25 protein-coding genes and 1 pseudogene are annotated in these 23,440 nt (G+C 70.5%); 20 read left to right on the top strand and 6 right to left on the bottom strand.

Features of this window, described 5'->3' with window-relative positions; genetic code table 11:
- Window positions 1–48 precede the first annotated feature (48 nt).
- Both ACWDGI_RS20955 and ACWDGI_RS20950 read left to right on the top strand, forming a co-directional pair.
- Complete coding sequence (locus tag ACWDGI_RS20955) at window positions 49–573, top strand: transposase (RefSeq protein ID WP_450761059.1); 525 nt, start codon at window positions 49–51, stop codon at window positions 571–573.
- 304 nt (window positions 574–877) lie between these two features.
- Window positions 878–1,873, top strand: coding sequence for a DUF6215 domain-containing protein (locus ACWDGI_RS20950; protein ID WP_450761057.1), 996 nt, complete (start codon window positions 878–880; stop codon window positions 1,871–1,873).
- A 232-nt stretch (window positions 1,874–2,105) separates the two neighbouring features.
- On the opposite strand, the gene ACWDGI_RS20945 is transcribed toward ACWDGI_RS20950, so the two are convergent.
- The gene (locus ACWDGI_RS20945; protein WP_450761055.1) at window positions 2,106–2,552 is read right to left on the bottom strand and encodes an anthrone oxygenase family protein; all 447 of its coding nucleotides are present in this window, start codon (window positions 2,550–2,552) and stop codon (window positions 2,106–2,108) included.
- Window positions 2,553–2,657: 105 nt separating this feature from the next.
- Here ACWDGI_RS20945 and ACWDGI_RS20940 point away from each other — a divergent pair.
- The 4 genes and pseudogenes from ACWDGI_RS20940 to ACWDGI_RS20925 all read left to right on the top strand — a co-directional run.
- Window positions 2,658–2,750, top strand: a pseudogene (locus tag ACWDGI_RS20940) (DUF4240 domain-containing protein); the annotation flags it as partial.
- Between the two features lie 338 nt (window positions 2,751–3,088).
- Entirely contained in the window at window positions 3,089–3,628 is a 540-nt protein-coding gene (locus tag ACWDGI_RS20935; protein WP_450761053.1) for a ferredoxin, read from the top strand.
- Between the two features lie 16 nt (window positions 3,629–3,644).
- Complete coding sequence (locus ACWDGI_RS20930; RefSeq protein WP_450761051.1) at window positions 3,645–3,833, top strand: hypothetical protein; 189 nt, start codon at window positions 3,645–3,647, stop codon at window positions 3,831–3,833.
- 194 nt (window positions 3,834–4,027) lie between these two features.
- A complete protein-coding gene (locus ACWDGI_RS20925; protein WP_450761049.1) occupies window positions 4,028–4,729 on the top strand; it encodes a hypothetical protein in 702 nt (233 codons plus the stop codon).
- 171 nt (window positions 4,730–4,900) lie between these two features.
- Here the strand turns inward: ACWDGI_RS20925 and ACWDGI_RS20920 are convergent, their stop codons facing one another.
- Window positions 4,901–5,830 (bottom strand): ADP-ribosylglycohydrolase family protein, encoded by a 930-nt coding sequence (locus tag ACWDGI_RS20920; RefSeq protein ID WP_450761047.1) that lies wholly within the window; start codon window positions 5,828–5,830, stop codon window positions 4,901–4,903.
- A 218-nt stretch (window positions 5,831–6,048) separates the two neighbouring features.
- On the opposite strand from ACWDGI_RS20920, the gene ACWDGI_RS20915 reads away from it, so the two are divergent.
- The 3 genes from ACWDGI_RS20915 to ACWDGI_RS20905 all read left to right on the top strand — a co-directional run bounded on the left by ACWDGI_RS20915 (window position 6,049) and on the right by ACWDGI_RS20905 (window position 8,165).
- Window positions 6,049–6,201, top strand: a complete 153-nt coding sequence (locus ACWDGI_RS20915) for a hypothetical protein (protein WP_450761045.1) — start codon at window positions 6,049–6,051, stop codon at window positions 6,199–6,201.
- A 122-nt stretch (window positions 6,202–6,323) separates the two neighbouring features.
- A complete protein-coding gene (locus tag ACWDGI_RS20910; protein WP_450761043.1) occupies window positions 6,324–7,658 on the top strand; it encodes an MFS transporter in 1,335 nt (444 codons plus the stop codon).
- Between the two features lie 330 nt (window positions 7,659–7,988).
- On the top strand, window positions 7,989–8,165 hold the full coding sequence (locus ACWDGI_RS20905) for a hypothetical protein (RefSeq protein WP_450761041.1): 177 nt from the start codon (window positions 7,989–7,991) through the stop codon (window positions 8,163–8,165).
- Window positions 8,166–8,600: 435 nt separating this feature from the next.
- On the opposite strand, the gene ACWDGI_RS20900 is transcribed toward ACWDGI_RS20905, so the two are convergent.
- The gene (locus tag ACWDGI_RS20900) at window positions 8,601–9,521 is read right to left on the bottom strand and encodes an NmrA family NAD(P)-binding protein (protein ID WP_450761039.1); all 921 of its coding nucleotides are present in this window, start codon (window positions 9,519–9,521) and stop codon (window positions 8,601–8,603) included.
- A 252-nt stretch (window positions 9,522–9,773) separates the two neighbouring features.
- Entirely contained in the window at window positions 9,774–11,414 is a 1,641-nt protein-coding gene (locus ACWDGI_RS20895; protein WP_450761037.1) for an MFS transporter, read from the bottom strand.
- A 194-nt stretch (window positions 11,415–11,608) separates the two neighbouring features.
- Here ACWDGI_RS20895 and ACWDGI_RS20890 point away from each other — a divergent pair, with 194 nt between their 5' ends.
- From ACWDGI_RS20890 to ACWDGI_RS20875, 4 genes are all read left to right on the top strand, one after another.
- The gene (locus ACWDGI_RS20890; protein WP_450761036.1) at window positions 11,609–12,199 is read left to right on the top strand and encodes a TetR/AcrR family transcriptional regulator; all 591 of its coding nucleotides are present in this window, start codon (window positions 11,609–11,611) and stop codon (window positions 12,197–12,199) included.
- 429 nt (window positions 12,200–12,628) lie between these two features.
- Complete coding sequence (locus tag ACWDGI_RS20885) at window positions 12,629–13,258, top strand: hypothetical protein (protein WP_450761034.1); 630 nt, start codon at window positions 12,629–12,631, stop codon at window positions 13,256–13,258.
- A gap of 158 nt (window positions 13,259–13,416) precedes the next feature.
- Window positions 13,417–13,872: a DUF1153 domain-containing protein gene (locus ACWDGI_RS20880; protein ID WP_450761032.1), complete on the top strand. Its 456-nt coding sequence runs from the start codon at window positions 13,417–13,419 to the stop codon at window positions 13,870–13,872.
- 151 nt (window positions 13,873–14,023) lie between these two features.
- The gene (locus ACWDGI_RS20875) at window positions 14,024–14,707 is read left to right on the top strand and encodes a hypothetical protein (RefSeq protein WP_450761030.1); all 684 of its coding nucleotides are present in this window, start codon (window positions 14,024–14,026) and stop codon (window positions 14,705–14,707) included.
- Window positions 14,708–14,863: 156 nt separating this feature from the next.
- On the opposite strand, the gene ACWDGI_RS20870 is transcribed toward ACWDGI_RS20875, so the two are convergent.
- A complete protein-coding gene (locus ACWDGI_RS20870) occupies window positions 14,864–15,652 on the bottom strand; it encodes an SAM-dependent methyltransferase (protein WP_450761028.1) in 789 nt (262 codons plus the stop codon).
- 352 nt (window positions 15,653–16,004) lie between these two features.
- Between ACWDGI_RS20870 and ACWDGI_RS20865 the strand changes: the two genes are divergently transcribed.
- The gene (locus ACWDGI_RS20865; RefSeq protein WP_450761026.1) at window positions 16,005–16,670 is read left to right on the top strand and encodes a hypothetical protein; all 666 of its coding nucleotides are present in this window, start codon (window positions 16,005–16,007) and stop codon (window positions 16,668–16,670) included.
- A 174-nt stretch (window positions 16,671–16,844) separates the two neighbouring features.
- Window positions 16,845–17,480, top strand: coding sequence for a sigma-70 family RNA polymerase sigma factor (locus ACWDGI_RS20860; RefSeq protein WP_450761024.1), 636 nt, complete (start codon window positions 16,845–16,847; stop codon window positions 17,478–17,480).
- A gap of 101 nt (window positions 17,481–17,581) precedes the next feature.
- On the opposite strand, the gene ACWDGI_RS20855 is transcribed toward ACWDGI_RS20860, so the two are convergent.
- Complete coding sequence (locus tag ACWDGI_RS20855; protein WP_450761022.1) at window positions 17,582–17,797, bottom strand: heavy-metal-associated domain-containing protein; 216 nt, start codon at window positions 17,795–17,797, stop codon at window positions 17,582–17,584.
- Window positions 17,798–18,083: 286 nt separating this feature from the next.
- On the opposite strand from ACWDGI_RS20855, the gene ACWDGI_RS20850 reads away from it, so the two are divergent.
- The 5 genes from ACWDGI_RS20850 to ACWDGI_RS20830 all read left to right on the top strand — a co-directional run bounded on the left by ACWDGI_RS20850 (window position 18,084) and on the right by ACWDGI_RS20830 (window position 23,326).
- Entirely contained in the window at window positions 18,084–18,422 is a 339-nt protein-coding gene (locus ACWDGI_RS20850; protein ID WP_450761020.1) for a hypothetical protein, read from the top strand.
- Complete coding sequence (locus tag ACWDGI_RS20845; RefSeq protein WP_450761018.1) at window positions 18,419–20,728, top strand: heavy metal translocating P-type ATPase; 2,310 nt, start codon at window positions 18,419–18,421, stop codon at window positions 20,726–20,728. The genes ACWDGI_RS20850 and ACWDGI_RS20845 overlap by 4 nt, the downstream gene beginning before the upstream one ends.
- A 368-nt stretch (window positions 20,729–21,096) precedes the next feature.
- Window positions 21,097–21,933, top strand: coding sequence for a hypothetical protein (locus tag ACWDGI_RS20840; RefSeq protein WP_450761016.1), 837 nt, complete (start codon window positions 21,097–21,099; stop codon window positions 21,931–21,933).
- 235 nt (window positions 21,934–22,168) lie between these two features.
- Window positions 22,169–22,774: a sigma-70 family RNA polymerase sigma factor gene (locus ACWDGI_RS20835; protein ID WP_450761014.1), complete on the top strand. Its 606-nt coding sequence runs from the start codon at window positions 22,169–22,171 to the stop codon at window positions 22,772–22,774.
- A 351-nt stretch (window positions 22,775–23,125) separates the two neighbouring features.
- A complete protein-coding gene (locus ACWDGI_RS20830) occupies window positions 23,126–23,326 on the top strand; it encodes a hypothetical protein (RefSeq protein ID WP_450761012.1) in 201 nt (66 codons plus the stop codon).
- Window positions 23,327–23,440 lie beyond the last annotated feature (114 nt).

Here is a 23,440-nt window from a genome sequence, read left to right as displayed (position 1 = left end):
GGTGCTGGTCGGGCGTGACCGGTACGACGATTCCGCCGTTCGTGAGGTGTGGGGAATCGGCCGTGGATCGTGGAGGATGAACTGTGGGAGCTGATCGAGCCGTTGCTGCCGCCGTGGCCGCGGAAGCCTCCCGGCCCGAGGCCGGTGGATGACCGGCGGTGCCTGCAGGGCATCCTGTACGTGCTCTACAACGACGTCAGTCGGCAACTGCTGCCGCTGCCGCTGGAGCTGGGGTTCGGCTCCGGACGGACGTGCTGGCGTCGGCCAGGTCGGTGGCACGAGGCCGGCGTCTTCGAGACGCTGCACGGCGTGCATCTCGCCGAGTTGCACGCGGCCGACGCCCTGGACTGGACCCGGGCCTGCACTCGTCATGCACGAACACCTCGTGAGGAGGCAGCATCGGGTCCTGGTTGGCGGCCATGTCGGGCCGGCCACCCGCGAGCGTATAGAACTCGTGGAGCGCAGTCGGCAGGGAGCGGCCGACCATCGCCTCCGCCTGCGCCGGCTCCGCCCTGGGCGTGTCGTCGTCCTCGGCCGGCGCATCGCCTCAAGCGGCAGCAAAGGTGCGGATGAATTGCCAGGCCCGCTCCCGATCGGAAATCCCGCCATCCAGAGCGTGGGCCACGTCGAAGCTGCCACTCATGCCACAGAACGTATCGGAAGCCCGAGCCGCATCGCCAAGAGACCATCAGGCCGCCAGAGAGCGACGCCCTCCAGGACCAATCCGTAGCTTGACAGCTCGCCAGAGCGGCCCAGTGTCGATCCGGCGAACGCGATGCCTCGACGACACGACCAAGATCGTGTTACGAACTCTGACGTGCCCGGAATTGTGGCTTCCACCACGGCGTGTCTGGATTCGTTCTGGTGAGATCGCTGGGTGCTCGGTTTCCTCCTCCGTCTTCTGCCGTTCTGGGTCCGTGAGCCCTTGCTCATCACGATCGGGTCCGTTCTCGGCGTACGCATCATGTATCTCGCTGTCCGTGATCACGATGGGGTCGCGGCCGGTCTCGGTGTGGTGTTCCTCGTGTTCACCGCACTACGCGTCTTCGCAGTGGTCCGGGCCCTGCAGGCACGCCGGAAGTCGAGTCAGGCAACTTCCGCTGACTGGGCGGCGGTCGGTGCCGTCCCCCAGGCTCAAGCCGTAACTGGGCCGCGTCCTGGCCCGGGCATTCAGGAGAAGGAGCACAATGCGTGGGGCCAGGCCGTGGCGGCCGTGGCTGTGTTCGGGGCATTGGGTGCCGCGCTGTGGGTGGTTCCGCGCGTGATGCCGTCCGGCGAGAGCACTCCGCGGCCCGCTTCGTGTTCGGGCGGGGAACACGAGGAACTGCCGAAGGCCTACAAGCAGACGCCTCAGCCTGTGACGGGTGAAGAGCTGTGCAAGGCGCTCAACCAGCCGGACCTGGCCGCCCTCCTGGGAACGCCTGGAGAGATCGCGACCGCCGCTTCCGGCACCAGCGCCACGGCTCCTCTGACTGATGGGAAGGTCGCCCAACCGGAGGCCGAGGTCACGTTCGACACGTACACCGTGAATGTCTCGGCCACCTACAACGAGCTGTCGACCGACCAGTACGTGAAGCTCATGAAGTTCGGGGATGAGCGGGACATCAAGACACTTACGGTTCTCGGCCGACCCGCGGTCTACTCCTCGGATCACACCATGAAGTTCGAGATCGATCTCGGGAGCGGCGGATCCGGCGGACCGGTCGAACAAGGTCCCCTGGCCAGGACGCTGTCCGTGGCCCTGGACCGTAAGGACCGCGGCGGCTACTGCGAGATTACGGTGTGGAGCACGTCCGGAGCCCTCCCGGACGACAGCGTTCTGCTCGGCATCGCTGAGAAGGTTCTTCCGGGGATCCCCGAACGGCCTGCCTGATGGGACGCTTGCCGCGCTTCCCCTGCGTGCCTCAGTGGTTACCTCGATCAAAGACCTCACCCGAACCGGAACCGAGAGCCGCGCGGTTCACCGAGTGGCATGGCTTGCCTGTCACGCAGTTGTGGGCTCTCGGCGGCAGCTGAGCTGCATTCCCGATGTCGGGATTGCGGTGGCCCGCTGCCGCCCGGGGAGTGGGGATTGCGCGTCACCAGCGCGGTGTCGTCTCGCGGACTCAGGCGAGGGCGGCGACCAGCAGGGCGAAGGCGGCGATGATGACGGCGACGCGGACGTAGTGGAAGCGGTCCCAGCGGTTCATCTGCTCCTTCCAGTCCTCGGGCCGGTTCTCGGGGGTCCACGTCTTGCCCCGGTTGTTGATCGGGACGAGCAGCAGGAGCGACATGATCACGCTGAGGATCAGCAACGCGCCGGCGGTGAGGACAAGGCCGGCGCCGGCATGGTGCCATCCGGCGATGGCCCAGACCGCGACGAGGACGAGCGAGCCGATGTACCAGAACGGCATCAGGGCGCCGAGCATCCGGCCCCCGTGGGCGCGGCCGAGTTGGCCACTGTCCTCGGGGAGGGCGTCGAGGATCCGGTTGATGACGAAGGCGACGGAGAACTCCACCCCCACCATCAGGCCGACGGCCACGGTGGTGAAGACCTCGAGTGCGTTGAGCATGATGACCCTCCCTGGATCTAGCGCTGCTAGATGATGAGGCAACGCTAGCTCTGCTAACGCTCTCTTGTCTAGCGGCGCTAGATCCGAAGTGTGTCGGCACAGGAACGCCCTCTGTGGGCCGCTGCCTGCGTCATCAACGGCGGATGCTCAGACGACGGATTCGACTGCTTCAGGGACTGGCTGATCGCTCAGGGGCGACGTCGTGTCTCGCAGCGGCGTTCATGGCGACTGTCGTCTCCGGGAAGGCATGGGCCTCCTTCTCGCGGTCGGGCCATGACGTGGTCCTGAGGGTGACCGCCGCTGCAAATTCCCGCCGCACCAGCGTGCGCTGATCGGCCTGGTGTACCTGCGCGCATCCCCGTCCTCACCCTGGAACGGCAACGCCGAAGACGCTCAGTGTTCCACTCACGGAGGAGGGCATCTGGAGGGAGTCCCGTAGGCTCCGGGGTGATCTCACCCGGTGGGAGGGGGACGCGATGGAACAGGCCTGGGATCGAGAACTCGCGCTCTCGGCGGCACGTTTGCGGCGGCGGCTGATGGCCTATCCGACCGAAGGGCGCTGGCAGGAACTGCGGTACTGGGATCCGTTGCCCAGCGCCCGCGAGCTCACCAACTCGATGGGCGACGGGCGTTGGGAGGACCGCAGCTGGCTCAACGTGCCCGGTCCATTCTACGCGGGCGTGACCGACGACGGCCTGAACGGCCCGTACTACCTCCCCGACCACGTGCTCTCCAGCGACGAGCGCTACGAGTTCGTGTACCGCCAGCCCGCCAATCCCCGCGAGGTGGCGGGGCTGGTGCAAATCGCCGCCGACGAGCCGCTGGGCGGCTACGCCTGGGACGGCGACCAACAGTGGACTCCCGAAGCGGTGAGACAGTGGTGGGCCCGGCGCGAGTCGGTCCGCGCCTGGATAGCCGAGGAGCTCGACGGTCACCAGAACGAGAGGGAAGCCCTCCACCAGTACGCCGCGTACTTGGACGACGGCCTGGAGGACTACCTGCGCGGCTACCTGTTCTGGCTGATCGAAAACCGCGAGCCCCGCACCGACGAGGAACTCCCCACGCTGAGCCTGTGACGGACAGCTGATTCCGGTGTTCTCCGGGCTGTACTCCTCCGTGGCCGCCCTGGAATCCGAGCGCACGTACTGGACCGGGGAGGGGGGGCTGGACGCGCTCCGCCTCAGTCCCGAGGGCGACGCCACCGCGGTGACCGCCGACCAACTGCGGGCCGTGGTCGTGGGGTTGGTCGCGCACGTCGCGACGACCGAGACCACTCGCTAGGGCACCGCCACAGCCCAGAGCTGAGACCGGCTCCATGCACGGCTCACACACCGCACCTGCTGGCTCGACCATGACGGCGAACTGCCCGTCATCGAAGGCACGTCGGCATGCCTGGAGGGGTGAACGCACCATGGCTGAACACCAAGATCGGAAAGGTTGACGTACAAGCCAACCGGGCTTGGGAGAATCCCGGCATGGTGATGGCACGGCACTGGTACTCCTCGTCGCCCGTCGTGGACGGGCATCCGCTTCTGCAAGAGCCGGGGTTCTGGCCGGCGCACTTGGCAGACTTGTCCCAGGGATCCAGGCCTGAGGATTTCGGCTCCGACGCGGGCGACGCCGACGCCATGCTGGAGCGGCTCCATGACGCGTCGGCGTGGCCGGTGTTCACGGTGCCTTTGGCCAGCGGCTTCGTGATCGTCGTGCACTACAACAGTGGCGAGGGGTTCACGACCACGGACTACTTCCTGACGCATCCGGACTGGAGGCAGGATCTCGTCCTGGCCAGCGACGATCAGGACCGCATCGGTCCCGGGCTGTGCTGGCCCGAGCTCGCCGCACTGCTGAAGGCACCGCCGGGCGCCACGGGCGTCACCGACCCTCACTCCCGGCTTCTTCTCCTTCTGCCGGTTCTCGGCGACACCGCAGTTCCCGACGAGGCCGTGACGGCCGTGGGTCGGGCGCTCGTCGCTCACGGTGCGCCCGAGGAGAGCGAGGCGTTGGCCAGGCGTCTGCTCCAAGGGCACCCCATGTGGGGCGCCGCGGACTGGTGGTTCGACGAGGACGAACGAAGCTGGATCTGCGAAGGCGAGCAGAGTCCCCGCAAAACCCCTCTGGGCGACCACCTGCCCGCTCGGCAGCGGACGGCCCTCTTAGGCTGCCTTACCCCCGGCTGACGGTCCCAGGCCGCACAATCCGCAACGACCACGACTGCTTGGTCGCTCCGGGCCACCTGGGCCCGCACCCCGGCGATATCCGGTGCCGACGGCCCGTGCGCAGCTGAGGTTGAAGAATGAACGCTTCTCTTCACCCTCGGCTGCGCACTGTGCTGCTGGAGACTCCGGAACTCATCCGGGGAGAGGTTCTTGCCGCGACATGATTGGTGGCAGCGGTTCACGAGCTGCGTGCCAGGCAGGGGGGAGGGCGGCGACGCCCGTGCGAGCGGCGATCACCCCGCCCGCGATGGCACAGGTGGTGTCGATGTCACCGCGCCCGGCGACCGTGAGCCACAGACCCTCCTGCAGGTCGTCGAGGTGCCCCGCCGCGCACCACAGGGCGTACGGGACGGTGTCCGGCCCGGACATCCTGTAACCGGAGCCCAGGACCTCCGCGGCGTGCCGGACCGAGGTGTGCTCCGGCATCCGGGCCGCGATCCGCACTCCCGACCGGACGTCGCTGTCGGGGAGTCGTTCGGCGACAGCCTGAAGAAAGGCCGGGCGAGCGGGGGCAGACCCGCCCCGGCTGCGGGTCGCCAGCGCTGCGGCGAGGGCGACCGCCACCGCCGCGGTGATCGCCTCCGGGTGGTGGTGAGAGACCGCTCCCTGGGAGGCGGCCTGTTCGGCGACGACGTCGAGGTCGGCGGCGTGCCAGGCGCCGAGCGGGGCGGCGCGCATGGCCGCGCCGTTGCCCCAGGAGCCCTGGCCGCCGAACTGTCCGGCGACCACCTCCCGCCAGGGCTCGCCCGCGCCGATCCGGCGGAGCACGTCATGCATGGAGGCTCCGTACCCGCGGTGGGTGTCCTCGGCGTAGGCCGTCGCGAGGCCCAGGGCGAGACGGTCCTGGTCCACGGTGCCGCCCCCTTCGGCGAGTTCGCGGACGAGTACGAGCGCCTGGACGGTGTCGTCACTCCACCGCCACAGCGGTTCCGGGGGCAGCGTCCGCTCCTCCAGGGCTGCCCAACCGTCCCGGCGCAGGACGCCGAACCAGCGGTCACCGAAGGCGTCACCGAAGGCGAGCCCCTGCAACGAGTCCAGCGCGGCTGTGGGAACGTTGATCATCGGAGCAGTATCACAGCGCGACGGCGCTCCAGCACACCGTCTTTGGCGCGGACATGCCTCTGACCCGGAGATGGTGTCGGGCGATCGCAGTTACAGCCAGGACAAGTACCGCTTCCCGGTATGGGGCCTGGAGCCCGGAAGTCACTGAGGGTTTTCAGCGCTCCGCGCGAGGATGAGGGCGGCGGCGGGTACTTGACCTGAGTGAGGATCCTGCAGCCGTGATCGACCTGCTCGCCGGCCGGGCACCGAGGCTCCTGCGGGCCCTGCAGCTGATCGCGTCCTTTTCGGCGATCGCGTCGGCGGTCTCCGGCCGGCGAGAATTCACGGTCGTTTGCTTTTTTATCTCTCATGCAGATAACCGTCATCTTTGATGATCTCGGGTGGACGGGAAACAGTGGCCCGGGTCGTTCGTTGGTTATTACAGGCGGTGGATTCAAGGGCTGTGTGGTCCGGCCGCCCGCGGAAGCCAACGACGGGGATCGGAGGGATTCCGATGGTGCTTGTGTCGGCCATGGGTCTGCGTGCGGGCCGTGCCTCTGTTCAGACGGACCGGGCAGGTGGGAAGCCGTTTGCTGCCGGCCGGTACGGTGTCGGCTTCTGGACGGTTGCGGCGGTGTTTGTGACGGCCATGGGTTTCTCCACCGTCCCTACTCCGCTGTATCCGCTTTACCAGGAGCACGACGGGTTCTCCACGTTCACGGTCACGGTTGTGTTCGCGGTCTATGCCCTGGGTGTGCTGGCGAGCCTGCTGCTTGCCGGGCATGTCTCGGACTGGCTGGGCCGCAAAAGGGTCATGATGTGGGCGCTCGCGCTGGAACTGGTTGCTGCCGTGTTGTTCCTGGCCGTGCCGTCGCTGCCGGTGCTGATCGTGGCCCGGCTGGTCACCGGGCTGGGTGTCGGCATGCTGACGGCGACCGCCACCGCGTATCTGCAGGAACTGCACGGCGCCCACCGGCCTGGTTCTTCGGCCCGCAGGTTCGAGGTGGTGTCGACCGTCGCCAATATCGGCGGACTGGGCTTCGGCACTCTCCTCTCGGGTGTCATCGCCCAGTATCTGGGTGCGCCGCTGCGGGTGCCGTATGCGGTGTTCGCTGTTGTGCTGCTGATGGGCGCGGTGGCTGTCGCGCTGACGCCCGAGACGGTCCGTCGGCCGGCCGTCAGGCCCGTGTACCGGCCCCAGCGGGTCGGGGCTACTCATGGAGTGCCTGGATATTTTGTGGCTGGTGTAGCCGGGTTCACGTCCATGGCCGTGTTCGGTCTGTTCACCTCCGTGGTCCCCGCTTTTGTCGGCGGGATCCTGCACCATCCGTCACGGGCGCTCGCCGGGCTGGTCGTCTTCGCGGTGTTCGCGGCTGCTGCGGCGGCTCAGGCGGGTACCGTCCGCCTCGGTGTCCGTACACGCTGGTATGCCGGGCTGCTCGCTCAGGCCGTGGGCATGGCGGTCCTGGCGTTCGGTGTGCACTTTGCCAGCCTGCCTGTGTTCCTGCTTGCGGGGATCATTTCCGGGGCGGGAGCGGGGGTGCTGTTCAAGTCCGCCATCGGACATGTGGCCGGTACGGCCGACCCGGGCGGGCGCGGCGAAGCTCTCGCCGGCCTGTTCCTCGCCTCCTACCTCGGCCTGGCCCTGCTGCCCGTCGGCCTCGGGGTTGCCAGCCGCTCCATGAGCCTGGCCGGTGCGACGACCTGGTTCACCGTCGTGGTGCTCGCGCTGCTCGCCGCCGTCGCCGTGACCGCCCGCGGTCGCGGGCCTGCGGCCGCGGCTGTCTCTGCTGCGCCACAGCCTGACGCCATCGAGGGTGGTGCCCGTGATGCGGGCCTCGGCCGCTGACTTCGTCAAGCCGGCTTTGGTGTGGGCTCGATCGGTTCCCGGTGCGGGCGGGTGCCTGCCCTTCCCCGTCGGCGCCGGCGGCGCCCCCCGCTCGCTGTCTTACCCGTGGGACATGTGTCCGGTGCTGGAGCAGGCTGACCCGCCGAGTGGGCTCCGGGCCTGGCCGGCCGGTAGGGCCGGGACTACTCGGACGCACATCCCCAACCATCTATCGCGCACGGAGGGAAATCATGCGCAGCACCGCACTGGGAACGACCGGACTGCAGGTCTCCCATATCGCGTTCGGTACCTGGCAGTTGGGCGGAGACTGGGGTGTCTTCGCCGAGGACGATGCCAGGGCCGCGATCCGCCGGGCACGTGGCCGTGGTCGGCAGCCGACGGGCTCATCATGTCGAGGACAGCCTCGCGGCGGCCGACTGCACACTGGACGACGCCGTCCTCAAGGAAATCGACTCGCTCATGACCGGGAGTACCCAGGTCGACGGTCCGTCTCCGGAGGGCATGTGACGACCGGCCAGACACCGGCCGCGCAGACGACAGCTGCGCGGACGACAGCTGCGCGGACGACGGCCGCCGTCCGCAGACACCGGCCGGGCGACGAAGATAGCCGTCCTCTCGACCGGTGCTGCGGGATTGAGGGCGACGCGATCGCGCCCGCGCGGGCCGGGATCCGGCATTGGCGTCATGGGCGCGCCCGTCGCGCGGTACCTGCTGTACGCCGGGTCCGGCGTGACGGCGGGGTACTGGACCCGGCTGAAGGCTGGCGCCGTGACCGTGCCTTTCCCCCTCCTGGGCCGACGCGGTGGCCGTGATGACCTGTTCCGTGCCGTCCCGGATCCGGTACCGTCCGTCGTCGTCCCCGGTGGCGGGGCGGAAGCCGTTCGGTGCGGTTCAGCTGTCGGACGCAGTCAGCCGTCGGACGCAGTCAGCTGTTGGACGCAGTCAGCTGTTGGACGCGGCTCGGCCCAGGTAGAGGTCTCTGCGGGCGGCGACGAACGCCTCGATGGACTGGGCGGGGGTGCCTGTCACGCGCTCGACGCCGTCGGCTGTGCGGTCGTAACGGTTGTCCCGGTGCAGCCGGGCCATGGTGGCGACGTGCTGTTCGAGGTGCGGTGGCATTCCCAGTTTCGGGAGCTGTGCCTCCCACGCCTGCGCGGGCACGTCCGTGTAGGTCACCGGCCGGCCCAGTGCCCGGGAGAACTCCGCGGCCAGTTCCGTCATGTCGACCGAGCGGGGCCCGGTGAGCTCGTAGACCTGCCCGATGTGCGGGGTCGGCTCGCGGAGCACGGTGGCGAGGACCCGGGCGACGTCGTCGACGGCGATGGGTGAGGTCCGTCCGGTGCCGAACGGCAGCGCGATCGTGCCGTTCTCCTGGATCGAGCGGGCTGCCAGCGTGGTGAACAGGGGTGTGTCCAGGAACGCCGTCGGCCGGATGTGGACCACGGGCAGGCCGGACCAGTCGAAGACCTGCTCCGCCAGCCAGTGCAGCCGCTGCTGGTGCGATTCCTCGGTGGTGGTGGCGGTCATCTGCGACACCGTCATCTGCGACAGGTCGACAAGGGCTTCCAGTTTCCCGTACGCGCGGGCGACGGAGGCCACCACGGTCGCGGCCAGCAGGTGGTCCGCGGACACCCGCATCGCGAAGTACATCCGGGTCACGCCGTGCAGTGCGGCCGCCACCGTCTCGGGCCGGGTCAGGTCGCCGATGACGACCTCCGCGCCGAGCGCCCGCAGTTCAGCCGCCCGCTCGTCGTCGCGGCGGACCATGAATCGCACCGGGACGTCCTGGGCCCGCAGTTGGTCGAAGACCGTACGGCCCACGCCGCCGGCGCCGGGGATGAGGACGAGGTTGTTTGCAGCCATGGGTCGATCTCCTTGGAGGTGTGGGGACATCTGAGGTGGGGTGTGGTCAGGGCGTCAGCGGAAGCAGTGCTGTCGTTCGCTGCCCGGGTGCCGGGTGCCGGGTGCCGGGTGCCGGGTGCCGGGTGCCGGCGGCGGCGGCGAGGTCGGTGCAGGCGTTGCCCGGCCTGGCGGTGCCGCCGTGGCACGGCGGGGATCCTCGGCCGGCGGCCGCTCCCGGGTGTCAGGCGGGGACGGTTCGTGGCCGGTGCCGGGCTACTGCGCTCTGGCGCGGGGTTTGTCGCCGTCGGCAGCCGTGGCGGAGTCCTGGTCCTTGCCCGGCAGGAAGGCCAGCACGACGGCCGCACCGGCCAGGGCGACGAGCGCCGACCCGGTCGCGGTGAGGTGCATGGCGTGGATGAAGGCGTCGTTCGCGGGCCGCACCAGAGCCCGGCCGGCCGGTCCCAGCTTCTCGGCGACAGCCAGGGTCGCCTGGATGGATTCACCTGCGGTGTGCCGGTCGGAGGCGGGCAGTGCGGTCAGGTGGCTGTCGATGCCGTTGCGGTAGGTGGTGGACAGCAGCGATCCGAGCACGGCGACCCCCATGGCCCCGCCGATCTGCCGGAACGTGTTGTTGACCGCCGATCCGGAGCCGGCCTTCTCCCGCGGCAGCGACGACATGATCATGACTGTGGCGGGCGGCATCACATGGGCCATCCCCGTACCCATCAGGAAGAACAGCACCTCCAGCACCCAGATAGGGGTGTCCTGGCCGAGCAGCAGGAAGCCCGCGAAGGCCACCGCGGTCACGACGAGCCCGGTGGCACACACGGCCCTGGCGCCGAAGCGGCCCACGGCCAGCCGGGCCCGCGGGGCGAAGAACATCTGGGAGGCGGCCAGCGGCAGCACGAGCAGACCGGACTGCAGGACGCTGTAGCCCCGGACGCTCTGGTTGTAGAAGACGCTGAAGAACGTCACGCCCATGAGAGCGAAGAAGACCAGGCCGATGGCGGCGACGGACGCGGAGAACCGACGGTTGCGGAAGTAGGCGACGTCGAGGGCCGGATGGTCGCTGCGGGCCTCGTACACCACGAAGGCGACGAGGACCGCCAGGCCGCCGAGGATCGTCACCCAGGACTCGGGCCGGGTGAAGTCGCCCAGCTGGCCGCCCTTGATGATGCCGTAGACCAACAGTGCCAGACCGACGATCGACAGCAGCACCCCGAACGGGTCGAGGCGGCCGGGCCTGGGATCCCTGGAGTCGGGGACGATCGCCACCATCGCGGCCATCGCGGCGACCACGATCGGCACGTTCACCAGGAAGACCGAGCCCCACCAGAAGTGCTCCAGCAGGGCGCCGCCGGCTATGGGGCCGGCGGCGATGGCGAAGCCGACCACGCCCGTCCAGATGCCGATGGCCTTGGGCTGCTCGTCACGCTCGAAGACGTTCATGATGATCGCGAGGGTGGCGGGCAGGATGAAGGCGCCGCCGAAGCCCATCACGGCGCGGAAGGCGATGAGTTGCCCGGAGGAGTCCGACAGCGCGGACAGTGCGGACCCTGCGCCGAACACCAGCATGCCGAAGAGCAGCACCTTCTTGCGGCCGAGCCGGTCTCCGAGCAGGCCCGCGGTGAAGAGCAGTCCGGCGAACACCAGCGTGTAGGAGTTGACCGCCCACTCCAGCTGGGCCTGCGTGGAGCCGAGTCCGGTGGGTGCGGGCTGGGCGATGGTCTTCATCGCCACGTTGAGGATCGAGTTGTCCAGCATCACCACCAGGAGGCTGCACGAGAGTACGGCCAGAATGGCCCAGCGCCGGCGGTGCACTGCCTCGGAAACCGTTCGGCGCAGGTCAGGCGGCGCGGAGGGCGCGGACTTTCCGGGCGTCGGGGAACCGGTGGGGGAGGGCGGTGATGCCACAGGGATCTCCAGGGCTGTCGGGGAGGTGGTTGTGCGGTCGCGGAGCGGAGCCCGCCGGCCGCGGTCGGCGGGAGACCGGCAAGAGGTCCTGCTTGACCTGCCGGGGTGGCTCCCACCCGTAATAGATGTCGAGTGAAATCTAAACTGGGGATACGATAGATGGCAAGTGGCATCTATCTGAGGAGGGTGATCGCATGGGCCGCGTGTCCCGAGCGCAGGCACAGGAGAACCGGCAGCGGGTCGTGGCAACCGCCTCCCGGATGTTCCGCGAGAAAGGCACCGCGGTCAGCGTCGCCGATCTGATGAAGGCCGCCGGGCTCACCCACGGCGGCTTCTACAAGCAGTTCGCCTCCAAGGAGGACCTGGTCGACGAGGCCATCGCCCACGCCTTCGTCGAGCAGTCGGCGCACTCGGCCATGGCGTCCGGGGAGCAGCCGGGGGAGCATGAGGCGGCCCGCCGGAGGCTGATCGAGGACTACCTCTCGGTCTGGCACCGTGATCACCCCGCGGAGGGCTGCCCCGTCTCCGGGTTCGCCGCCGACCTGGGGCGCGAACCCGAGCAGGCCGCCCGTGCCCAGGAGGTCTACATCAACGGAGTACGCAACCGTGCCGCCCAGGTGGCCATCGGCGACGACGACGGCATGGCCCAGCTCTGCACCATGGTCGGCGCCCTCTTCCTGGCCCGCGCCACGCGGGGCAACCCGGTCTCCGACGAACTGCTGCGGGCCGCGCGCACGGCTCTCACCGAGGAAACCCTGCCCGAACCGCAGCGGCACACGGACTGACCCGGGCCGGCGGCGAACACGGCGCCCGGCCTCGCCGTACTCCGGTCTCTCGCGATGCTGCGATCTTCATGGCACAACTCATCGCGATGAGTTCCGCGAGCGCGGCGGGGGCAGGCCGCCGGACCGCCTCCCTACTGTGCCCTTTTGCCCGCTTTACCCGATACATCCCGCCGGGTCAAGTCACGATCCCTCGGAACGTGACCGCTCGGTGTCCGTGGGGCCTACTTGAAGTGCGGGCCTCACCGGAAAGGAAATCCGGAAACACAGATGAGGCAGGACAGTGGGACGGAAATCCTCACAGGGGATTCCCTTTTTCACTGAAACCGCGAATTGGCCCGGTGTGGCGGTGCGACAGACACCATCCACCGGACGTCGTCCGGAATTTCCGGGGCAGACGCAGGAGCCCCTCGTATCGGCAGGAGAAAACCCATGACGCGTATTTTTCGCACCCACGGCAACGTACGTTCCGACCACCGTGACACCAGCAGCAGCGTCCGCTCCAGGAGCCGGGGCTTCCGGCTCGCGGCATTCGCCGCCTCGGCTGCGGTGATCACCGGGGGCGTCATCCTTCCCGCGTCCGCCGCGACGGCCGCACCGATGCCCGCCGCGCATGTCGTGAGCTTCGTCCAGGGCGGCGGCGCCGGCGGTGACGGAGGCGCCGGAGGCGGCGGCTTCATCGGCGGTGGCGGGGGCTCCGGCGGCTCCGGCGGCGGCAGCGTCCTGGGCGCCGGCGGTGACGGCGGCAAGGGCGGCAACGGAGGCAACGGCGTTCTGTCCGGTGGCGGCGGTGGTGGCGGGGGTGGCGGCGGCGACGGGGTCGTCGGCGGCAACGGAGGCGCGGGCGGCAACGGCGGCACCGGCCTGTTCGGCGGGAGCGCGGGCTCCGGCGGTGGCGGCGGCACCGGCATCCTCCAGGGCGGCAACGGTGGCAAGGGTGGCAACGGAGGCTTCGGCGTCTTCCAGGGCGGCAGCGGCGGCAAGGGCGGCGCGGGCGGGCTCGGCGTCCTCTTCGGCGGCCTGGGCGGCGCGGGCGGCGCCGGCGGCGGCAGCATCTTCTGACCGTCCGGCCCCGGTCGGGGGCGGAGACCCGCGCGGCCTCCGCCCCCGACCCCCGGCCCCCCCACGCCCGCACCCCGTCGGCCAGTGCACGGAGCCGGGCAGTCGGCGCAACCCAACTCTGCAGAACCGTCTCGATCAAGGAAAATCGGAGACCCCCCATGTCCAGAACTCGCTGGCAGCGCCCGCTCGTCCTGGCGGTGGCCTCGCTGGCCCTCGCCACCGGCACCGCGGTCGCCGCCCACGCAGCACCGGGTGCCACCACAGGCACCTACCAGACCGCCCCCGCCCACCCCACCCACTGCAGCCACGGCGGAGAAGGCGGCAAGGGCGGGGAAGGCGGCAAGGGCGGTGCGCCCGGCCGGCCGGGCGAACCCGGCAAACCCGGCCGGTCCGGCTGCTTCACGTTCGGGGACCTGCCCGACAAGGCCAAGTCGGATCTCACGGGCGTGGACAAGGCGCGGATCGTGCTGACTGTGGAGTCCGGGCAGGCGAAGAAGTCCGACGTCCTCAAGAAGTACAAGATCTCCGAGAAGGAGTTCGATACCTGGGACAAGCAGTTCCGCGACGGGGACTGGGTCGCACTGCTGGGTCTGAATTCCCTCCTCGGCGCCTGACGAATTTCCCCCGCGCCCCGGCCCGGAACGGGCCGGGGCGCTCCTGTCAAGCCCCGAACTTCCGCGCCGTGACGGCGAGACCTATGACCGGGTTCATTAGAAGCAGCGGAAACCGCAGTACGGGAAACAATTCTTTGGAAAGAGGAATGTCATGCGTATGCGTTCTTGGAGGGTCCGTCTCGGTCTCACGGTCTCGGCCGCCCTGGCCGCCGGCGTCGCGGCCGGCGCGCTGGCACCGGGCGCGACGGCGGCGCCGATGCCGCAGAGCCAGCAGAGCCAGCAGAGTCAGCAGAGTCAGCAGAGCCAGCAGAGCCAGCAGAGTCAGCAGAGTCAGCAGAGTCAGCAGAGCCAGCAGAGTCAGCAGAGTCAGCAGAGCCGTACGGCCGTGGCAGTCGCCCGGCAGCTTCCCGCCGACAGCGCCCGGCCGGGCGGCGGCAGCCTGTTCGGCAGCGGCCGGTTCGGGCCCGTCAAGGCCGGCGACGGCAGTGTGCGGATCGGCGACCGGGTGTGTGCGGGCAACTGCAACGGAACCGTCAACGGGAGCCAGGGCAGCCAGGGCGGGATCTGCGCCGGACTGTGCAACGGCAGCGCAGGCGGCGGCACCGGCACGGCTGGCGCGCCCGGGCGTCAGGGCGGCACCGGTGGCGCGGGCGGGATCTGCGCCGGGCTCTGCAGCGGCAGTGCCAACGGCGGCACGGGCGGTACCGGCGGAGCCGCGGTGGGCACCGGCGACGGCGGCCGTGGCGGCACGGGCGGCACCGGCGGGATCTGCTTGGGGCTCGGCTGCGGCACCGGCGGCAATGGCGGCGCAGGCGGCAAGGGTGGCACCGGCTGATGGACCTGCCCCTTGTCGGTGGGCCGGGAACGCGCTGCCGCAACGGGCGGAGCCGGTTGTGGAAGGCGTTGAGTGAGCCGGGGAGTGGCGTCCGCGGTCGGGGCGCACCAGCCTTCCGTGGTGGGTCGCCCGCTGCCCTTGGGCGGGACGAGATCTTTACGGCACGCGGGCTACGCCGACGTAGAAGCCGCTCAGCTCCTCGGCGGGAGCCGGCGAATCCTGGTACCACTTGGTCGCTGTGACCAGCCCTGGAGCCACCAGTTCCAGGCCCTCGAAGAACGGCTCGATCTCGGCCCGCGTACGCATGCGCAGGGGGATCTCGCCCTTGCGGTAGGTCGTGGTCACCGACTTGACGAGGTGCGGGTGCTCATCCGTGGTGCCGTGGGAGAACATGAAATAGCTGCCCGAGGGCAGCGCGTCGAGAAGCGTCCGGGTGAGGCCGTAGGGGTTTTCGTCGTCGGTGATGAAGTGCATCAGCGCGATCATCGACAGTGCGACGGGCCGGGTGAAGTCCAGGAACGTACGGGCGTGGTCGAGGATGGTTCCCGGCTTCCGTACGTCGGCCTCGATGTAGTCGGTGCTCCCCTCGGGACTGCTGATGAGCAGAGCCTCCGCGTGCCGCAACACGATGGGGTCGTTGTCGGCGTAGGCGATCCGCGCCGACGGCATGACGCCCTGCACGATCTGATGCAGGTTCGGCTGGGTCGGGATGCCCGTACCGATATCGAGGAACTGGTCGATGCCGTTGCCGGCCAGCCAGGCCGCTGCGCGGTGCATGAACGCCCTGTTGCGCATGGCGTTGAGACGCGCCTCCGGTGGCAGCTTCGCCGCCACCTCCTCATCTACCGGGTAGTTGTCCTTGCCGCCCAGCAGCCAGTCGTAGACGCGTGCCGGGTGGGGCCTGCTCGTGTCGATACGACTTTCGGAGGAGGGGTCTGCCGTCATGCATGACTCCAGCGTGTACTAGATCGCTGACCGACTCACCGAGATCGCTTCGTGCGCCGTTGGATGAGGCAGTAGAGGGCATTGCGATTGTGCCATTGGCCAAGCCCTCGCGCAGAGTTGTCGCTCGACGTTCGCACCCGGTAACTGCACCGCCCGGTTGCCGTCGGCGGACGTCCATCGACGGGACGGACCGCGTACGGCGCGGCTCTCCTCTAGGAGTCGGGCCCGGAGTCCCTTGAGCTCCAGGCGCTTTCCGTGATCCAGGTCACATGCTGTGAATCGGGTGGGAACGCCTGTGGGTTCCCGTGCGGCAGCCCGGCCGGCCGGTGTCCGGGTGTCAGGATGTGGCGCCATGACAGCAGGGTGGTGTTCTCGCGCGTTACGGACCGCGGTGTTCGCGGTCGTGTGCGTGCTGCTCGCCGCCCTGGGGCACGTGATGATGTCCGGCGATGAGGTGCCCGCGTGCATGCTGGCAGCCGGGGTGGCCGTGACCGGCGCTGTGGGCTGGTGCCTGACGGGGCGTGAGCGGGGACTCTTGTCGATCGTCGCGGCTGTGGTCGCCGCCCAGGCGGTGCTGCACGAGGGGTTCTCCTTCGCGCAGCCCGCGACCGTGGGATCCGACTCCGCGGGCTTCATGAACATGGGTGAAGCGAGTTCCATGGACATGGGCTCGATGCGCGGGGCCTCCATGGGTATGGCCCACATGGATCACATGGACTCCGTCAGTCACTCCCTGGCCGGTACCTCGCCTTCGTCCGGCATGCTGGCGGCCCACCTGGTGGCGGCACTGCTGTGTGGCCTGTGGCTGGCGTACGGCGAGAAGGCCGCCTTCCGCATCACGCGGGCCGTGGCCGGATGGCTGACCGCACCGCTGCGACTGCTGCTCGCCCTGCCCCCTGCCGCCCACCACCCGCCCGGCCACCCGCGGCGGCCCCATGCTGACCGGGCGCCGCATCTGCTTCTCCTCGTCCACGCGATCACTTCTCGGGGGCCGCCGGCGCGGGCTGCTGTCGTCTGAGGACAGCAGGTTTCCCGGGGCCGCCCATGGCGTGCGCCTCGGGCCACGGCCGTACGACCACACACCGGCGCAGCGCTGCCATCGTGCCGTAGGCCGTCCCCCCCACCTCACCGGACCGCCCGTGCCCTTCGCGCGCCCTGGTCCGGATCACGGTCGACCCGAGAAGGACACCAGGTGATCACCTCTGCCCTGCCCACCACGCGTGCCAGGAACGGCAAAACGGCGGCGCTCGACGAATCGATCACCGCGTGGGCGCTGGCCGCCCGCTGCGGTGACCCCGACGCGGTCGAGCGGTTCGTGGGCGCCCTCCACCGGGACGTCCAGTGCTACGTCGCCCAGTTGTGCGGCGATCCCCAGGCCGTGGACGACCTGGCACAGGACACGTTTCTGCGGGCGCTCGGCAGTCTGCACCTGTTCGAGGGGCGCTCCTCGGCCCGCACCTGGCTGCTGTCCATCGCCCGCCGTGCGGTGATCGACAGCTACCGGTACGCCGCCGCCCGCCCGCGCCTGAGCGACGTACCGGACTGGCAGCTGGCCATCGAGCTGGCCCAGCCATGCGACCTGCCGGGCTTCGACGACGGCATCGCGCTGCTGGACCTGCTGGCCGCACTGCCCGACGAGCGCCGTGAGGCGTTCGTCCTCACCCAACTGCTCGGCCTGCACTACGAGGAGGCGGCCGAGGTCAGCGACTGCGCGATCGGCACCGTCCGCTCCCGGGTGGCCCGGGCTCGAGCGGCCCTGATCGACCTGTTGGAACAGGCCGAGGCGACGGAGAAGTCCGCCCCGGAGTCCGCCGCCCTGGCAGTCTGAGGGCGTGCACGGCGCCGAAGCTCACGCCTGCGGTTGACGGAGAAGGCCGGACAGAGCGGCTGACGTGTCCTGTCCGGCCTTCCCGGGGCGCGGGCGTGTCCTCAGGCGGCGACCGTGTCGGCGATGCCGTATCCGGCCTCGACGATCGCGGTGCGGAGCCGGCTGTCGTCGAGCTCATTTCCGTGCACGGTGACGGACTTGGCGGCGACGTCGACGACGACCTCGCTCACCCCCGCGACCCCGGAAACCACTCCCCTGATGCTCGCCGCGCAGTGCTCGCAGCTCATGCCGGTGACGTTGTACTGCTTCTGTGCCATGGCGCAACTCCTGGATACCGGTGTGGCTTTGGGTGGACGACGGAAGTACGGGGCCGGATGTTCAGTCCCTTCCGTCACCACAACAGTCGGTTGGACGGAGCCGGAAGTTCCGGAGCGGGGGTGTCGATTCCGGTACCGAGCACGATGGGGGAACAAGCGCCTCATATGTGCCGTATGTCACGTCTGGGGTCGGGAACTCGGCATTCCTTCCAGCCGACTAGTGGAGCGATACGGATTCAACTGCAGTTTTTCGTACGACGGTTCGATGCGACCAGGAAGGTCGGGCGTGGCCGAGATCCGACAACCGTCCCACCCTGCCGGTGCGACCACCCGCAGGCTGCCGCTCCTGGCGCTGTGTGGCTTCCTGCTGCTGCTCGCCCTCGTGTTCTCGGCGTCCTACGCCGTCGGATCGGCCGTGGGTCCGGTGGCGCCCGGCATGCGCGGGACCGGGAGCGCCGGAAGCGGAAGCGGAAGCGGCGGAAGCGGCGGAGACGGCTGTATCGGCGGGAGCGGCGGCGGCATGGAGGACATGCCCGGGACGGACGGGAGCATGCAGGACGTGCCGGGGATGACGGGCGGGAGCATGCAGGACGTGCCGGGGATGACGGGTGGGAGTGGCCGGTGACGGCGGACGAAGCGGCGACCGGCCTCGTGGTCACGGACCTCACCGTCGGCGGGATGACCTGCGCGGCCTGTGTGCGGCGGGTGGAGAAGAAGCTCGCCAAGCTGGACGGCGTCACGGCCACCGTGAACCTCGCCACCGGGATGGCCCGGGTCAGCCACCCGGCCGCCGTCGCGCCGGAGGAACTCGTCACCGCGGTCGAACAGTCCGGCTACCGGGCCGCCCTGCCCGCGCCGCCCGTCCAGAAGGACGAGCGGACGGCGGACGCCGACCCGGACGGGACCGAGTCCGCCGCCCGGCAGGAGCGTGAGCGGCTTCTCGTCACCGCGCTGCTCGCCGTCCCCGTGCTGGTGCTGTCGATGGTGCCCGACCTTCAGTTCCGCGACTGGCAGTGGCTGTGTTTCGCGCTGGCCGCCCCGGTGGCGGTGTGGAGCGCGTGGCCCTTCCACGAGCGCGCGCTACGAGGGCTGCGCCACTCCACGGCCACCATGGACACCCTGGTCTCGCTCGGCGTGGTGGCGTCGTTCTCCTGGTCGGCGTGGGCGCTGTTCCTCGGGGGAGCGGGCGAGCCGGGGATGCGGATGCCGTTCAGTCTGCTGCCGTCCGCGTCGGACGGCGCGGCGCACGTCTATCTGGAAGCGGCGGTGAGCGTGCCGCTGTTCGTGCTGACCGGACGGTACCTGGAGGCGCGGGCGCGCCGGGGGACCGGGGCGGCCCTGCGGGCGCTGGCGGATCTGGCGGCCAAGGAGGTGTCCGTCCGCGACGAATACGGCGAGCGGTCCGTCCCCATGGAGCAGTTGAGGGCGGGGCAGGTCTTCGTCGTGCGCCCGGGGGAGCGGGTCGCCACCGACGGGCGGGTGACGGAGGGCAGTTCGGCCGTGGACCTCTCCCTGGTCACCGGCGAGAGCGAGCCCGTCGAGGTGGGCCCCGGCTCGGCGCTGGTCGGCGGGGCCGTCAACGCCGGCGGCCTGCTTCTCGTACGGGCGACGGCCGTGGGCGCGGACACCCGGCTGGCACGGATCACCCGGCTGGTCGCCGAGGCGCAGGCGGGCAAGGCGCGGGCGCAGCGGCTGGCCGACGCGGCGGCCGGGGTGTTCGTGCCCATCGTGCTGACGATCGCGGTGACCGTCCTCGGGTTCTGGCTCGGCGCCGGCACCGACCCGCAGGCGGCGCTCACCGCCTGCGTGGCCGTCCTGGTCGTGGCCTGCCCGTGTGCGCTGGGGCTCGCCACCCCGACCGCCCTGATGGCCGCCACCGGGCGCGGGGCGCAACTGGGTGTGCTGGTGAGCGGTCCGCGGACGCTGGAGGCGCTCCGGCACGTGGACACGGTCGTCCTGGACAAGACCGGCACGCTGACCTCCGGTCACATGACCGTCGCCCGGGTGACCACCGTGCCCGGCGGCCCGGCGCCGGAGGAACTGGTCCGCCTGGCCGGAGCGGTGGAGCAGGGCTCCGAGCATCCGATCGGGCGGGCGGTCACGGCGTACGCGCGCCGCGCTGTGGACGAGAAGCCACTGCCGGACGTGACCGGCTTCACCGCCACCGCGGGGCGGGGTGTCACCGGGCGCGTGGCTGGTCGTACGGTCGAAGTGGCCGTACCGGCCGGCGAGTTGCCGCCCGTGCTGGCCGAGGCTCTGGCGGCGGCTGAGGGCGAGGCTTACACGCCCGTGGTGGTCCGGGTGGACGGCCGTGCCGTGGCGCTGATCGCCGTCGGCGACCTCGTACGGCCCGGCAGCTACCGTGCCGTGGAGCGGCTGCGGCGACTGGGCCTGCGCCCGGTGCTCGCCACCGGGGACCGCGAGGTTCCCGCGCGGGCGGTGGCGCGGGCACTCGGGATCGACGAGGTGCACGCCCGCTGCACCCCGGAGGACAAAGCCGACCTGGTCCGGAGGCTGAGGGGGGAGGGCTGCCGAGTCGCGGTAGTCGGCGACGGTGTGAACGACGCCGCCGCGCTCGCCGGCGCCGACCTGGGCATCGCCATGGGCAGCGGCACGGACGTCGCCATCGGGGCGGCCGACCTCACCCTGGTGCGCGGCGACATCGAGGCACTCGTGGACGCCGTCGGGCTGGCCCGGCGCACGCTCGGCACCATCCGCGTCAACCTGCTGTGGGCCTTCGGCTACAACGTCGCCACCGTGCCGCTCGCCATGGTGGGGCTGCTCACCCCCATGCTCGCCGCCGCCGCGATGTCGGTGAGTTCGGTGCTGGTGGTGGCCAACAGCCTGCGGCTGCGCGGCTGGCAACCGCAACCGACGCCCGGCGGCGGCCGGGGGCGCGGGGCGCGACCCGGGAAGGCGGCTGTTCTGTGAAGTCGACGACCACGACCCTCGGTGACCGGCGGCGGCCGAAGGACGGCGCGCTCGCCGCTCTCGTTCCCGTCGCCGCGAGCAGTACGGCGCCGGCGGGCCTCACCGCCTGGACCGGCACGGGCAGGGCGGGCAGCCCGGTGCGTTTGAGCGTCACCGAGGGGCGCGTCCTGTTGACTTCGGCGGGTCAAGGTCTTTGCGGTGGTGGTGCGTTCGGGAAGTGTCTCGTTCCGGTAGTCGTGCTGCCCGTTCGTTGAGTTCCCGGGCGTTCGGTGTGACTTGCGTCACTGGCCGGTTGGTGAGTCGGAGGGCGGGTGCCCGCACGTACCCCCTGACGACGAGCGGACGCCGGGTGCGAGGATGGGCGGGCTATGACTGTCCGAGGGTGGTGCCGTGCGCTGCGGGCCGGTGTGTTCGCCGCCGTCTGCGTGCTGCTCGCCGCCCTCGGTCACGTGATCATGTCGGGCAACTCCGTCCCCTGGTGGGCCATGACCGCCGGCGCGGCCGCAACCGGCACGGCAGGCTGGTCGCTGGCCGGCCATGAACGGGGACGCACGCTGATCGTCGCGGTTGTGACGGCGGCCCAGGCGGTACTCCACGAGGCGTTCTCGCTGGCGCAGACGCTCACACCGGCGACGGTGCCCGGCCAAGCGACCGCGGTCCGCGCCCCGGGCTCCATGACGGACATGACCGGCATGACCGGCATGGGCGGGATGGGTATGGGTGGCACGGGCAGGGGCGGCATGGATATGGGCTCCACGCCCATGGGGTTCATGCACATGGGCTCCCTGCACATGGACCCGTTGGACATGGGCTCCCTGCACATGGATCCGTTGGACATGGGCTCCCTGCACATGGATCCGATGGACATGGGCTCCCTGGCGCACGCCATGACCGGTGCCCAACAGGCGCACGGTATGGCAGGCATGAACGGCGCCGCCACGTACGGCATGTTCGCCGCCCACCTCCTGGCGGCAGTCCTGTGCGGGCTCTGGCTCGCGTACGGCGAGCGAGCGGTGTTCGGCGTCCTGCGGGCCGCGGCCACCCGGCTGGTGGCACCGCTGCGGATGCTGCTGGCCGGGCCCGCACCGCTCCCACGCCCGCTCGCGGGCAGGCGCCGCGCCACCGACGTCCCTGCTCCGGGCCGCCTCCTCCTGTGGTGCTCGCTCACCTCTCGGGCCCCGCCCACGGGTGCCGCTGTCGCCTGAGACAGCCGGAACCACCGGGGCCTCACTTCTCGCGTGACATCCTGCCGCGTTCGCGCGCAGCTCCTTCTTGTCGGCGCCTCACCCCGGCACATCCATGTGCCGCCGTGCGCCGACACCTCCTGACGGGCCCCGGGCATCGCCGTACCCACCGCGTACGGCCGCACCCCAAGTCCGGGTGCGCCGCCGCTCTCAGCGGCCGGCCCCGGACGTCCTGACGACCCGAGAAGGACATCACGTGACTGCTACCGTCCTGCCCGCTTCCCGGACCACACGCGCCTCGACGGACGCGGCGGCGACCGCCTGGGCGCTGGCCGCCCGTAGCGGCGACCGCCACGCGGCCGAGTACTTCGTCCGCGCGCTCCACAACGACGTACTGCGCTACGTCGCCCACCTCAGCGGCGATCCCCAGAACGCCCACGACCTGACCCAGGACACCTTCGCGCGGGCCTTCGGCAGCCTGCACCGCTTCGAAGGCCGGGCCTCGGCCCGCACCTGGCTGCTGTCCATCGCCCGTCGCGCGGTGGCCGACAGTTTCCGGCACGCCGCCGCCCGGCCGCGGCTCGCCGACACCCCCGACTGGCAGGCGGTCGTCGAACGCGTGCAGCCGCGCGGCCTGCCGGGCTTCGAAGACGGCGTGGTCCTGCTCGACCTGCTGGAGGAACTGCCCGACGAACGCCGTGAGGCCTTCGTCCTCACCCAGGTGGTCGGCCTGTCCTACGAGGAGGCCGCCGGCTTCACCGGCTGCCCCGTCGGCACCGTCCGCTCCCGGGTGTCGCGAGCCCGGGCGACCCTGGAACGCCGGCTCCTGGAGGCCGAGGCACCGGACGCCCTGGCGGTCTGACGCGATGACGGGTTGGTGCTCCTCGGTGGGGGAGCGCCAACTTCGGCGCGAAGGGGGAAGATTGGCGAAGAGGCGCGGGAACCCGCTCGACCTGCACGATGCCGGCGGCCGTCGGTGACGCGCAGACCAACCGTTTCCTGTTCCAGGTGACGGAGGGCGCCAAAGCGGCGCACGGTGCCCGCGGCCTGCCGAGGCCGACGGCTGCCGAGCCGGCCGGGGGAGCGGGCGAGCGGCTTTCCGGACCGGCCGGGGACCGCTGTCGCCGCACCCGGTACGCCGAGTGCCGAGCAGCCACACTCCGCCCCCGGCCCGGCGGCACCGGCGCGGCGCCCGGCAGGCTTCGGCGGCGGCGTGGCCACCATGAGCCTGGCCGGCCCTGGAGGCGAGTTGACGGTGGCCGTGCTGGCCCTCGTCCTGCTCGCGTTCACGCTGCGCTGGCTGGCCCGCGCCTTCGACGCCGCGCGCGATGCCCGCGGACGGGCCGGGGCCCGACGCGAACGCACGGGCCGACGCACTGTCGCCGGCCTGCCACGCGGCCGATGCCGAACCTGACGAGCACTGGATCTACTACGTGGGATTGGACGCCGGCGCCCCAACCGAAGATGGCGTTGTAGAGGGCGGTCGCCGGCGCGCCCCTGGGGATGACGGAGACGAAGCCCTCGGAGG

The organism is Streptomyces sp. NPDC001220 (assembly GCF_053597895.1).
Note: the sequence above shows the minus strand (reverse complement) of the source record. Positions and strands in the feature narration are given on the sequence as shown.